3 protein-coding genes are annotated in these 14,544 nt (G+C 68.6%); 2 read left to right on the forward strand and 1 reads right to left on the reverse strand.

The features are described 5' to 3' along the window. Window positions 1-58: 58 nt before the first annotated feature. Window positions 59-2,170 carry a glycosyl hydrolase family 18 protein gene (locus QOL57_RS18350; RefSeq protein WP_089238673.1) on the reverse strand — a complete coding sequence of 704 codons (2,112 nt, stop codon included), beginning with the start codon at window positions 2,168-2,170 and terminating at the stop codon, window positions 59-61. An 825-nt stretch (window positions 2,171-2,995) separates the two neighbouring features. On the opposite strand from QOL57_RS18350, the gene purL reads away from it, so the two are divergent. Together purL and QOL57_RS18360 are read left to right on the forward strand one after the other, a co-directional pair. Then, window positions 2,996-6,880 carry a phosphoribosylformylglycinamidine synthase gene (gene purL, locus QOL57_RS18355; RefSeq protein ID WP_176429856.1) on the forward strand — a complete coding sequence of 1,295 codons (3,885 nt, stop codon included), beginning with the start codon at window positions 2,996-2,998 and terminating at the stop codon, window positions 6,878-6,880. Between the two features lie 439 nt (window positions 6,881-7,319). After that, window positions 7,320-14,513, forward strand: coding sequence for an ESPR-type extended signal peptide-containing protein (locus tag QOL57_RS18360; protein WP_089238677.1), 7,194 nt, complete (start codon window positions 7,320-7,322; stop codon window positions 14,511-14,513). The last annotated feature ends 31 nt before the right edge of the window (window positions 14,514-14,544 follow it).

A 14,544-nucleotide genomic window follows, 5' to 3' on the forward strand; every position in this document is an offset into this window, starting at 1 on the left:
TGGGCTCGGCTCTACAGGTTGGAAACCGGGGATGCCAGTCGCATCCCCGGTTGTCTGCTTATTTCAAGCCATCACTGACCGCCTTGGTCAGCGTGCCCTGCGCGTCGTCGCCGCTGAACTCCCAGACAAACGCACCGCCCAGTCCCTGGGTCTTCACATAGCCCATCTTGCGGGTGATGTTGGCCGGGGTATCGAAGCTCCACAGCGTGCTGCCGTTGTAGATCCAAGTGGCACCGGCGGTGTTGTCGGTGTAGCCCTGCCACGCCAGGTTCTTCAGCACCTTCCAGTCTTCGATGCCGGCTTCATACGTGCCGGGTGCCGCACCGGTGGCGCTCTGGTACAGGCCGTTGTTGGCATTGGTCACCCCGGTCCAGCCGCGCCCGTAATAGCCGATGCCCAAGTTGAGCTTGGCGGCCGGGACACCGCGGGTGATGAAGGCCTCGATGGCATCGTTGCTGTTGTACAGCTTCTGGTCGCCGGTGGACGGATCACTCGGCGAATCGAACAGCGCCGACTGGTGATTGGTCTTCGCATCCCACGCGCCGTGGAAGTCGTAGGTCATCACGTTGATGTAGTCCAGGTACGGGTGGTACGCGGCCGGATCGGTGACGCGGATCTTGTCGATGCCGGCGCCGACCGCCACCGTCAGCAGCAGGCCCGGACGCACCGCATCGAGCTGGCGACGGAACTCGGCCATCAGCGCGGTGAAGTTGGCATTGTCCTCGGGCGTGCCGCAGGCGATACCGCAGGCCACCGGGTATTCCCAGTCGATGTCGATGCCGTCGAACACACCCAGCGCTGCGCCCGGGCCGCCTGCACCGTCGGTCACCGGCAGGTTGCCCTTGATGTAGGCGTCGATGCACGAGGCGACGAAGGCCTGGCGGTTGGCCGGCTGCGCCGCGCTGGAGAAGCCGCGCGACCAGGTCCAGCCACCCAGCGAGATCAGCACCTTCATGCCCGGGTACTTGGCCTTGAGCTGCTTGAGCTGGTTCCAGTTGCCACGCAGCGGCTGGTCCCAGGTATCGGCGCTGCCGCTCACGCTTTCGCCGGCACCGAAGGCCTTGCTGTAGTCGGCGAAGGCATCGCCACCGGCACCGCTGTTCGGATCCGACGCCTGGGTGATGCCCACTTCGCAGCGGTTGTTGCGCACGTTGCCGAAGGCGTAGTTGATGTGGGTCAGGCGCGCGGCCGAACCGCTGCTGTCGATGTTCTTGACCCGGTAGTTGCGGCCATAGATGCCCCACTGGGTGAAGTAGCCGATGACCCGCTTGCCGGTGGTGCCACCGTCGCCGGCCAGGGTGCTGGCAGTGACTGCCGTGCCCTGCGCAGAGGCATTGCCGGCGTTGTCGCGGGCGCGCACGCGGTAGCTGTAGCTGGTGGAGGCGGTCAGCCCGCCATCGACATAGCTGGCGCTGGACGGTGAACCGACCAGGCTGCCGTTGCGGTACACGTCGTAGCCGGCCAGGCCGCTGCCACCGGTGTTGTCGGTGGACGGGCTCCAGCTCAGGGCGATGCTGTTGGCGGTGCGGGTACCTACTGCCAGGCCGCCGGGCACGCTGGGTGCGGTGGTATCGCCACTGGCCGCGTTGACGGTGATGGTGATGGTCGCGGTGCTGGCGGTGGCGTTGTTGTTGTCGGTGGCGACCGCACGCAGGGTGTGGCTGCCGGCGCTGGCGTTGGCCCAGCTGGCGCTGTACGGCGCGCTGGTGTCGACGCCCAGCGAACTGCCATCGCGGAAGAACTCGACCTTGCTGACGCTGCCGTCCGCATCGCTGGCATTGGCGGTCACGTTGACCGTGCTGCCGGCGCTGAAGCTGGCGCCATTGGTCGGCGAGGTCAGGCTGACCACCGGCGGCTGGTTGACCCCGCCGCTGTCGCAGGCGCCGAGGTTGGTGTAGTAGGGCGCGCCGGCCGGATGGTCCGGCGGTGCGTTCCAGATGTCCTGGTTCGCCCGGTAGAGGACGCCTCCTTTCTGCAGGGTATCGCCACTCCGGTAGATCTTGGCCTGGTCCCATTCGGCCACGCCGGCACAGCTGGCGGCCTGGGCCAGGCCGGGCAGGGCAACGGCCCCGGCGAGGGCCAGCAGCCAGGCCAGACGGCGCGGGCGACAGCGTTGAAGGGAAGGGTGGGCACTGCGTACATCGGCACTCTGCACAAGCGGGTCGTACATGGTGTGTCTCCGATCGATGGTTGGCGCACGGGCCACGACGGCGCCGCACGTAACGCAGGGTCCGGACATCGCCCGGGAAGGCGACGGAGGGGGCGGACGGAGGTACCTGGTGGGCCGGGGAGAGAGTCCGGCGCCAGGTGGGGACAACGTTGTCATCAATTGCGTGGTCAATCCGTGAGCGAGTGCATGGTTCGGGGATTTGGCGGAGAGCGGCGCTGGCGCGCGGTCGGCAGCCAGCGGCGGAGCCCCCCTCGTGGTTGGCGTCTAGAGCAGGTTTCGGGGTTGGGCCCGGGCGGGTGGGCTGCGCAGGGGGCGCTGCAAGTACGTCCCTGTAAGCTCGGTCGCCGCATCCATGCGGCTCACGCCCCTGCGCAGCCCACCCGCCCGGCCCCCGACAGATTCATGCGCGCGCCAGCCACGAAAGACAGAACAAAAAATCAAGATCAAACGCCGATCGCTTCGCTCTCAGGCGTTTGATTGCAGGCATCTCTCTGGTTGCCGGCCAGCGGCCGGCACTACCAGAAGCATCCACGCATGGCGTGGATCTACCAACAGATCGCGGAGGTCTGTCGAAGGCGGGGTGGGTCCGGTGGCGGGGGTGTCCGCGGCATGGATGCCGCGGCCAAGCCCCCAGGGACGGGTTTACGGCGTCCCCCGCCACCGGACCCACCCCGCCATCCCACGGAATGCCCGCCGTCGCTTTGGCTGTTGCCGTTGCTTCGGCTCTGGCTCTGGCCTCTGCAGGTGCCGGGCGCCGCCCGGCCGAAGCCTCCCCCCGCTTCCGGTACAATGTCGGGCCCGTTTCCCAACTACGGTTCCCCGGACATGATGGTCCTCGAGGGCGCGCCCGCCCTGTCGCCGTTCCGCCGCGAACGTCTTGAATCCCGCCTGCAGTCCATCGCTCCCTCCCTGCGCATCAGCGGTGCCTGGCACGTCTACTTCGTGCAGGCCGAGGGCACTGCCGCCCCCGACGTCGATACCCTGTGCCGCATCCTGGAAGCCCGCCCGCAGTCCGAGGCGGTCGCGGACGGTGCGGTCAGCCGCATCGTGGTGCCGCGCCTGGGCACGCTGTCGCCGTGGTCGAGCAAGGCCAGCGAACTGGTCCGCGGTGCCGGCCAGCCGGTGAGCCGGGTCGAGCGTGGCCTGCGCATCGACGTGCAGGGCTGGCCGACAGACGCTGCCGCCCAGCAGGCATTGATCAAGGTGCTGCACGACCCGATGACGCAGTCGGTGCTGGAGACCGTCGATCAGGGCCAGTCCCTGTTCTCGACCCCGGCCCGTGGCGAGCTGGAACGCGTGCCGGTGGACCAGCTGGAGGCCGCCAACCAGCGCCTCGGCCTGGCCATGGCGCAGGACGAGATCGACTACCTGCGCGAGCGTTTCACCGCGCTGGGGCGCTCGCCGTCTGACGTGGAACTGATGATGTTCGCGCAGGCCAATTCCGAGCACTGCCGGCACAAGATCTTCAATGCCAGCTGGACCATCGACGGCCAGGAGCAGGACCGCTCGCTGTTCCGGATGATCAAGAACACCCACCAGCAGACGCCGCAGCACACGCTCAGCGCGTACAGCGACAATGCGGCGGTGATCGAAGGCCATCCGGCCTCGCGCTATCGCCCGGACCCGGCCAGCGGCGAGTATCGCCGCGAACCGCAGGTGCCCAGCGCGTTCCAGATCAAGGTGGAAACGCACAACCACCCGACCGCGATCGCGCCGTTCCCGGGCGCGTCGACTGGCGCCGGTGGTGAAATCCGCGACGAAGGTGCAACCGGTCGTGGCGGCAAGCCGAAGGCCGGCCTGAGTGGTTTCTCGGTCTCGCACCTGCGCATCCCCGAGCTGCCGCAGCCGTGGGAAGCGCCGCGTGCGCTGAACCCGCGCATGGCGCCGGCGCTGGAGATCATGACCGACGGCCCGCTCGGCGGCGCTGCGTTCAACAATGAATTTGGTCGGCCGGCCCTGCTCGGCTACTTCCGCAGCTTCGAACTACCGGAAGGGGCCGACCTGGTACGCGCCTACGACAAGCCGATCATGCTGGCCGGTGGCCTCGGCGCCATCGATCGCGTGCAGGTCGACAAGATCCTGCTGCAGGACGGCGATGCCGTGATCGTGCTCGGCGGCCCGGCGATGCTGATCGGCCTCGGCGGCGGTGCCGCCAGTTCGGTCGCCTCCGGTGAAAGCGCCGAGGACCTGGACTTCGCCAGCGTGCAGCGCGACAACCCGGAAATGGAGCGTCGCTGCCAGGAGGTCATCGACCGCTGCGTGGCGATGGGGGCCAACAACCCGATCAAGTTCTTCCATGACGTCGGTGCAGGTGGCCTGTCCAACGCCATTCCCGAACTGCTGCACGATTCCGGCGTGGGCGGCATCATCGACCTGGGCAAGGTGCCCACCGACGATCCGTCGCTGTCGCCGATGCAGTTGTGGTGCAACGAGTCGCAGGAGCGCTACGTGCTCGGTGTGGCGCAGGAGCGCCTGGCCGAATTCGCCGCGCTGTGCGCACGTGAGCGCTGCCCGTTCGCTGCGGTCGGTGTCGCCACCGCAGCCGAACACCTGGTGGTGGCCTATGGCGCCGTGCCGGGCAACATCCCGGCCGACGCGCCGATCGACCTGCCGATGGATGTGCTGTTCGGCAAGCCGCCGAAGATGCACCGCGATACCGCGCACCCGCCGGCACCGCGCTGGCCGGCGCTGAAGACCGGTGGCCTGGACCTGCAGGAAGCCGGTCTGCGCGTGCTCGCGCACCCGACGGTGGCCTCCAAGAACTTCCTGGTCACCATCGGCGACCGCAGCGTCGGGGGCCTGACCGCGCGCGAGCAGATGGTTGGCCCGTGGCAGCTGCCGGTGGCCGACGTGGCGATCACCCTGGCCGATTTCGACGGCGTGGCCGGCGAGGCGATGGCGCTGGGTGAACGCACGCCGCTGGCGTTGCTGGACGCTGCTGCTTCGGCCCGCATGGCCGTTGGCGAAGCACTGACCAACCTGTGCGCGGCCCCGGTCGATGCGCTGGATGAAATCAAGCTGTCGGCGAACTGGATGGCCGCCGCCGGCCACCCGGGCGAAGACGCGCTGCTGTACGACGCAGTGAAGGCGGTGGGCATGGAACTGTGCCCGCAGCTGGACATCAGCATCCCGGTGGGCAAGGACTCGCTGTCGATGCAGGCGCAGTGGCACGACCAGGGCGAGGCGCACAAGAGCGTGTCGCCGGTGTCGCTGGTGATCACCGCGTTCGCGCCGGTGGCCGATGCACGCCAGCAGCTGACCCCGCTGCTGGACCGCGATATCGACAGCGAGCTGTGGCTGATCGGTCTCGGTGCCGGCAAGCAGCGCCTGGGCGGTTCGATCCTGGCCCAGGTGCACGCCGACCACGGCGACCTGCCGGCGTTCGCCGGTGCCGCCCCGGACCTGGACGACCCGCAGCGCCTGCGTGGCTTCTTCGAGCTGATCCGCGATGCACGCCAGGCCGGCCTGCTGCGCGCGTACCACGACCGCAGCGACGGTGGTGCGTTCGCCGCGCTGTGCGAAATGGCCTTCACCTCGCGCCTGGGCCTGGACATCACCCTCGACGCCTGGGGCGATGATCCGTTCCGCAGCCTGTTCAATGAAGAGCTGGGCGCTGTTGTGCAGATCGCCCGCGAAGACCGCGCCGCGTTCGCCGACCTGGTCGAGCGCCACGCGCTGACCGAGTGCGCGCAGCGCATCGCCAAGCCGACCACCGCGCCGGTGGTGCGGGTGTCGCTGGGCGGTGACTCGCTGGCCGAATGGCGCTGGGAAGCGTTGTTCGACGCCTGGTGGTCGGTCACCCACGCCATGCAGAAGCGCCGCGACAATCCGGCCAACGCCGATGCCGAGCGCGAGATCGCCCGCGCCTTCACCGCGCCGGGCCTGAAGCCGAAGTTGAGCTTCGATCCCAATGAGGATGTCGCCGCACCGTTCGTGCAGACCGGGGCGCGTCCGCGCGTTGCGATCCTGCGCGAACAGGGCGTCAACGGCCAGATTGAAATGGCCAACGCCTTCGAACGTGCCGGCTTCCGCGCATTCGACGTGCACATGAGCGATCTCATCGAAGGCCGCGTGGCGCTGCAGGACTTCACCGGCCTGGTCGCCTGCGGCGGCTTCAGCTACGGCGACGTGCTGGGTGCCGGCCGCGGCTGGGCGACCTCGATCCTCGAGCGCACTGCGCTGCGCGATGCCTTCGCCGCGTTCTTCGCGCGCGAGGACAGCTTCGCCCTGGGCGTGTGCAACGGCTGCCAGATGATGAGCCAGCTGAAGGACATCATCCCCGGTGCCGAGCACTGGCCGCAGTTCCGCCGCAACGCCAGCGAGCAGTTCGAAGCCCGCACCGCGCTGCTGGAAGTGGTGGAGTCGCCATCGATCCTGCTGCGTGGCATGGCCGGTTCGCGGCTGCCGGTGGCGGTGGCGCATGGCGAAGGCCAGGCGGTGTTCGACAACGCCGTCGACCAGGCCACGGCCCGTGTCGCGTTGCGCTACATCGACGGCAATGGCAACGTCGCCAGCCACTACCCGCTGAATCCGAACGGCTCGCCGGACGGCATCACCGGCCTGACCAGCACCGACGGCCGGGTGACCATCATGATGCCGCACCCGGAGCGCACCCCGCGCGCGCTCAACCTGAGCTGGGCCCCGTCCGAGTGGCAGGGCGATTCACCGTGGATGCGCATGTTCCGCAACGCACGGGTGTGGTGCGGCTGATCGCACACGCGTTGCGCAGCTGACGATGCCATCGCGTATGGAAACCCGCCGGGAAACCGGCGGGTTTTTCTTTTTGAATACGGAAACTCCTGTGCTGTCCATCAGTTACATACGTTTTCATATGTGAGGATTCCCTCACGCACGCCTAACAAAATACGTACATAAACAAGTGAAACAGTGAACTGCTTCACGGCAATGGCTTTTGCTGCGTCAAACTCTTGACGATTCGCAAAGATGCCGTTAACACTTGACCCCCGTTTCAAATCTGTTCATCCCGCAGTAACCGCATGGCGCATGCGCTCGGTTTTCTGTCCCTGCGCGCCGTTCGGCAATACCCCGCAGTAAATCACGCGAATAACGCCCCCAGGGGACGTTGAACCACGAAGGTTCGGCGGTGGCGTTGCTTTGCCCAAAACCAGTCCAATCAGGAGCCGTACCGATGAATCGGATTTATCGCAAGGTCTGGAACAAAGCATTGGGTCAGTTGGTGGTGGCCTCGGAACTGGCCTCTTCCAGCTCATCAGGCGGGGTCGTCGACCAGCGCCGCAGTGCGACGGATGCCGCGCCGGCACGACTGGCCGCAGCGTTGGCCTTGGCAATGGGACTGGGAATGACCGGCATCGTTTCGGCGCAGTCGGTCGAGATTGGCGGCAGTGCGAACTGCGTGGTGCTCAACAGCAAAGTGGTGGACAAGTGCGCGGTTGATGGCACTGCCAGCGCCAAGGGCAGCAACGCGGTGGCGATCGGTGCCGGTACCAGCGCCACCGGCGCCAACAGCGTGGCGCTGGGCGCCGGTTCCAAGGCAGCGCGCGCCAACACCGTCTCTGTCGGTGATGCCGGCAAGGAACGGCAGGTGACCAACGTCGCCGCCGGTACCGCCGCCACCGATGCGGTGAACAAGGCGCAGCTGGATGCACAGGCACGCGCCACGCAGGCTGCGCTTGCGCAGGCGGCGGCCGAGGGCAGCCGCTATTTCAAGGCCGATGGCGCGGGTGACAACAGCGACGCGGCGAAGATCGAAGGCGAGGGCGCCATCGCGGTCGGCAGTGGCAGCCAGTCGCTGGCCAACGCCACCACTGCGGTCGGCACCCAGGCGATTGCTGCGGGCGTCGGTGCCAGTGCCTTCGGCCAGAACGCGCTCGCCTTTGGTGATGCCAGCGTGGTGGTCGGGCAGAGCGCGGCCGCATTCGGCCTTGGTGATACCGCCGTCGGTGCCCATGCCGTCGCCGCCAGCGAGAACGGCGCAGCCACCGCACTGGGCGCACTGTCCGAAGCCAGCGCCGATGGTGCAACTGCGGTCGGTGCAGGCGCGGTGGCGATGGGCCCCGGCAGCACCTCACTGGGCCGCGGTGCAACTGCCGCCAACGAAGCCTCCATTGCCGTCGGTGCGTTCAGCACCGCGGTGGGCGAGTACAGCACCGCGCTGGGTTCCGATTCGGCCGCCGTGGCCACCGGCAGCGTGGCGCTGGGCGCCGGCTCGCTGGCCGATCGCGTGGATACCGTTTCGGTGGGTGCGGTCGACTACGGCCTGACCCGGCAGATCACCAGTGTTGCCGCAGGTACCGAAGATACCGATGCGGTCAACGTCGGCCAGTTGAAGGGTGTGGCGGCAGTAGCCGATACCACCGCCAAGCGCTTCCAGGCCACCGGCAGCAGCAACAGCGATGCTGGCGCATTGGCCGAGGGAGATGACGCGCTCGCCGCTGGCGAAGCCGCCAATGCGATCGGCAACGGCACGACTGCGGTCGGTGCAGGTGCAACCGCTGTCGCCCAGAACGCCACTGCGGTTGGCAACAACGCGCTGGCGTCGGGCCAGAACAGTGCGGCCTTCGGCAACAACGCGCAGGCAGTCGGTCCGGGCAGCGTCGCCGTCGGCGGTGCTGCGGTGGATGCCGATGGCAATCCGCTGATCACAAGTGGTGGCGTGCCGGTAGAGACCGGCGCCACCAGTGCCGGGGTCGGTGGTACCGCCGTCGGTGCCAGCGCCGATGCCGGTGGCTTCGCCGCCTCGGCGTACGGCGTGGGTGCCTACGCGGCAGGTGCGCAGTCGTCGGCGTTCGGCGCGGTCTCCAATGCCATCGGCGATTACTCCACGGCCGTCGGTACGCAGAGCAACGCTACTGGCACCAGCAGCGTGGCCATCGGTGGACCGGCCGATCTGATCCCGGGCCTGGGCTTCTTCGTGCAGACCCAGGCCAGCGGCGAAGCGGCCACGGCCGTCGGTGCCGGTGCGATTGCCAGCGGTGACCATGCCGTGGCCAACGGCAGCCTGACCGAGGCCTCCGGTGCCGAGGCAGTCGCAGTGGGCTACTTCGCCTACGCACCGGGCGAGAATGCCAGTGCATTGGGTGCGCAGACCTGGGCCAGTGGCGCGCAGAGCACCGCCGTCGGCTACTACGCCACTGCGCGTGGTGCCAACAGCGTTGCACTGGGTGCGAATTCCGAAGCGGTGCGCGCCAACAGCGTGGCCGTGGGCAGTGCCGGCAACGAGCGGCAGATCACCAGCGTGGCAGCCGGCAGCGAAGCCACCGATGCAGTGAACAAGGCACAGCTGGACGCCGTGGCCAGCACCGCCGACACCACCGCGCGCTTCTTCCAGGCGCAGCCGGAAAGCGGTAGCGATGTCGGTGCCTATGCAGAGGGTGAGGGTGCGGTAGCGGCGGGTTCGGCCAGCAACGCCATCGGTGCCGGCGCGCTGGCACAGGGTGCAGGCGCTGCGGCCATCGGCGCCGACAGCGTGGCACTGGGCCGCAATACCTTCGCCGACGGCGACGGTGCAGTGGCCGTGGGTGGCCTCGGCCAGGCGTACGACGAATACAACCAGCCCCTGCTGGATGACCAGGGCAATCCGGTGCAGATCGGCACCACCGCGTCGGCCGGTTCCACCGCCGTCGGCAATGCCGCGCAGGCGACCGGTGCCAGCAGCAGCGCCTTCGGTAACGCTGCACAGGCCACCGGCGACAACAGCTTTGCGGCAGGCGGCAAGTCGCGCGCTACCGGCAGCTATGCCGTCGCCATCGGTGACAGCGCCTTTGCCAAGTCCGACGACAGCACCGCCGTGGGTGGTTACAGCACCGCCAGCGAGGAGGGTGCCACCGCCTTCGGTGCCGGCGCCTGGGCCACCGGCCGCAATGCCTCGGCGTTTGGTCCGGCGGCATGGGCCAGCGCAAACGGCGCAACCTCCATCGGCTACAACAGCTGGGCCAACGGCACCAGTTCCACCGCCGTCGGCCGCGGCGCCTTCAGCTACGGCGACAACAGTGTTGCGCTGGGCTTCCAGGCGCTGGGCAACAGCATCAACAGCATCGCCATCGGCACCAACACGGTGGCCGGCGGTGAAAGTGCGATCGCCTTGGGCGCGGGCAGTACGGCCAGTGGCAACAACGCGGTTGCGCTGGGTGCCGGTTCGGTGGCCAGCCGTGACCGCAGCGTGTCGGTGGGCAGCGCCGGCAATGAGCGGCAGATCACCAGTGTGGCAGCCGGTACCCAGGCCACCGATGCGGTGAACAAGTCGCAGCTCGATGCGGTTGCAGCCAGTGCGGCGACCACCAGCAAGTACTTCCAGGCCAGTGGCAGCGCCGACAGCGACGCCGGCGCCTACGTGGAAGGTGACAACGCGCTGGCCGCCGGTGAATCGGCCAATGCCATCGGCAACGGCGCAACCGCGCTGGGCAGTGGCGCCAATGCGCTGGCCAGCAATGCACAGGCCATCGGCTTCAATGCGCTGGCCACTGCAGCCAATGCCAGCGCCATCGGTGCCAACGCACAGGCGACTGGCGAATACGCCACCGCGCACGGTGCCGAGAGCGAAGCCAGCGGCGAGCAGAGTGCGGCCTTCGGTGCGGCCTCGGTGGCCAGCGGCGCCGGCAGCACCGCCACCGGCGTGTTGTCCGAGGCGAGTGGCGAGGAAGCCGTGGCGGTGGGCTATTTCAGCAACGCCAGCGGTGAGGCCGCCACGGCGGTCGGCAGTGAAAGCGTGGCCAGCGGCACCGCTTCGGCCGCGTTCGGCATCGGTGCCGAAGCGACCGGCGGCTACAGCACGGCCATCGGTGGTTACGCCAACGCATCGGCATTCAACGCCACTGCCTTCGGCAACTTCGCCAACGCCTCCGGCTCCAACAGCGTGGCGCTCGGCGGCGATTCGGAAGCGTCCGGTGCCTACAGCACCGCCACCGGCCAGGGCAGCCTGGCTACCGGTACCAATGCCGTGGCTGTTGGTGGTTCGTTGTTCGGCCTGCTGGCGACCGAAGCATCCGGCGACTATTCCACCGCGGTCGGTGGCGGCGCCTATGCACCGGGCATCAACAGCACCGCGCTGGGCAATGCGGCGGAATCGCGCGGTGCCAACAGCGTGGCGCTGGGTGCCGATTCGATTGCCGACCGCGACAACACCGTGTCGGTCGGTGGCGGCGGCAACACCCGCCAGATCACCAACGTGGCAGCGGGTACCCAGGGTACCGACGCGGTGAACAAGAACCAGCTCGATGCCGTCGCTGCCACGGCGGACAAGACCAGCAAGTACTTCCAGGCCAGCGGCAGCGCCGACAGCGATGCCGGTGCCTACGTGGAAGGCGACAGCGCGCTGGCCGCCGGTGAGGCCGCCAATGCGATCGGCAATGGCGCAACCGCGCTCGGCAGCGGTGCCACGGCCGTGGCCGCCAACGCGACCGCCGTCGGCTTCAACACGCTGGCGACCGGCAGCAATGCGGCCGCGGTCGGCAGCAACGCACAGGCCACCGGCGCAGACAGTGCCGCACTCGGCAATGGCGCGGTGGCCAGTGGCATCAGCGCTACCGCCACCGGCACCGCCGCACAGGCCAGCGGCGTCTACAGCACCGCCAATGGTGCAGAGGCTGTCGCCAGCGGTGCGCAATCGCTGGCCGGTGGTTTCCGCAGTGCGGCCTCGGCCGATGGCACCACCGCCATCGGTGGCTACAGCGAAGCCAGCGGCCGCCTCGGCACTGCGCTGGGCTACGGCTCGGCAGCGACCGGTGCCAACACCACGGCTGTTGGCTTTGGAGCAGCGGCAGCAGGCAGCGGTGCGGTCGCCGTCGGTCAATCCAGCGAAGCCAGTGGCGCAGAGAGTGTCGCCATCGGTGGCAGCACCTTCTTCGGCCTGATCCCCTCGCGTGCCAGCGGTACCGGTGCGGCGGCGTTCGGTGCCGGTGCATGGGCCACCGACGACTACGCCACCGCGATCGGTTGGAATGCGTGGGCCGATGCGGCTGACAGCACCGCGCTGGGTGCCAGCGCTACCGCCAGCGCTGCCAACAGCGTTGCTCTCGGTGCGGGTTCGAAGGCGGATCGTGCCAACACGGTGGCCGTCGGCAGCGCAGGCAACGAACGCCAGGTCACCCATGTTGCCGCTGGCACCGAGACCACCGATGCGGTGAACAAGGGTCAGCTGGATGCAGTAGCCAGTGTCGCCGACAAGACCAGCAAGCACTTCCAGGCCAGTGGCAGTGCCGACAGCGATGCCGGGGCGTACGTCGAAGGCGACAACGCGCTGGCCGCGGGTGAAGCGGCCAATGCGATCGGCAACGGCGCCAGTGCGCTCGGCAGCGGTGCCACCGCAGTTGCGGCCAACGCTACTGCGGTCGGTTTCAATTCGCTGGCCAGCGGCGCCAATGGTGCGGCGCTGGGCAACGCGGCACAGGCCACCGGCGTGGACAGCGTAGCCCTGGGCAGTGGTGCTGCCGCCAGCGAACTCGGCTCCAGTGCCACCGGCGCCGGTGCACAGGCCAAGGGTGCCTACAGCACCGCCAGCGGCGCGCAGTCCACCGCCAGCGGCACGCAGTCGCAGGCCAGTGGCTTCCGTGCCACCGCAACGGCGGACGGCACGTCGGCGCTGGGCAGCTACGCCGAGGCCAGTGGTCGCTTGGGTACCGCTGTCGGCTACAGCGCCAAGGCCACCGCCGCCGGTTCCACGGCGGTTGGTTTCGGTGCCACCGCAAGTGCCGCCAACAGCACGGCGCTGGGCGCATCGGCAGTGGCCGATCGGGCCAACACGGTATCGGTGGGCAGTGCGGGCGCAGAGCGGCAGATCACCCGCGTTGCCGCCGGTACCCAGGCAACCGATGCGGTGAACCGCGCGCAGCTGGATGCGGTCGCATCCACTGCCGACACCACCAGCCGCCACTTCCGCGCCAGCGGCAGTGGCACCGCAACCGCCAGCGGCACCGACGCGGTGGCCATCGGCTCGGCTGCCAACGCCGGCGGTGCGCGCAGCAACGCACTGGGTGCCAACGCCTCGGCCATTGGTGGCGGCGCGCTTGCGCTGGGTGCCAACAGCGGCGTCACCGGGACCAACTCGGTCGCCCTCGGCACCGGTGCACGCGCCCTGGAGGCCAACGTGGTGTCGGTCGGTGGCGGCAATGGCACCGCCGGCCCTGCCACGCGCCGTATCGTCAACGTCGCCGATGGCCGCATCGCCGCCGGCAGCAGCGATGCCGTGACCGGTTCGCAGCTCAACGTCACCAACCAGCGCGTGGGCGCGGTGGAAACCCGGGTCGGTGATTTCGACTCGCGCATCGCCACTGTTGAAACCAGCGCGGCCAGTTCGGTCGGCTATGACGATGCCAGCCGTGACCGTCTGACCCTGGCCGGTATCCAGGGCACCACCATCGACAACGTCGGCGCCGGCAGCATCGCCTCCGGCAGCCGCCAGGCGATCAATGGTGGCCAGTTGTTCCAGTCGCTCAGCGATGCCGCCAGCTTCCTCGGCGGCGGTGCCAGCGTCGGCATGCAGGGGGTGTTCGTTGCGCCGAACTATGTGATCCAGGGTTCCACCTACAGCAACGTCGGCGACGCACTGGGCGCGCTGGACCGCAAGGTCAGCGAGATCGATCGCCGTACCGCCAGCGGCACGCGTTCCGGCGCGGCCAGCCTGCGTTCGATGGCCGCTCCGCTGGACGCCGACGCGGCCAGCGCCGCCACGGCTTCGGCCAGCGCCGATGCGAGCCTGGCTGATGGCGGGTCGGCAACGGCCACTGCCCGTGTGCAGGGCACCCCGACCGCAGCCAGCGCAGGCAGTGCGCAGCCAGCACTGGTCGCAGGCGGTGGCATCAACGCCGTCGCGATGGGTGATGGTGCGGTCGCCAGTGGTGCATCGTCCACTGCTGTGGGCCAGGGCGCGAGCGCAACGGCAGCCAATGCGGTGGCGCTGGGCCAGGGCTCGGTTGCCGATCGTGCCAACACCGTCTCGGTCGGCAGCGAGGGCAACGAACGCCAGGTCACCAACGTTGCCGCCGGTACCACAGCAACCGACGCGGTCAACAAGGGCCAGCTGGACCGTGGCATCACCACCGCCAACAGCTACACCGACAGCCGCGTGCAGGCGGTCACCGACAGCTTCGATGTGTTCAAGGGCGAAGTGGATGGACGCCTGCGCCACATGGATCGCCGTATCGACCGCCAGGGCGCGATGAGCTCGGCGATGCTCAACATGGCCACCAGTGCCGCCGGTATCCGTACCCAGAACCGGGTCGGCGTCGGCATCGGTTTCCAGGGTGGCGAGTCGGCCATGTCGCTGGGCTACCAGCGTGCGATCAGCGATCGCGCCACGGTCACCATCGGTGGTGCCTTCAGCAGTGATGACAGCTCGGTCGGCGTGGGTGCCGGCTTCGGCTGGTAAGTGCGCAACAACGTGCCGGTGGGCAACCCCA

The sequence above is a fragment of the Stenotrophomonas sp. yr243 genome (assembly GCF_900184195.1).
GTDB classification, from domain to species: domain Bacteria; phylum Pseudomonadota; class Gammaproteobacteria; order Xanthomonadales; family Xanthomonadaceae; genus Stenotrophomonas; species Stenotrophomonas lactitubi.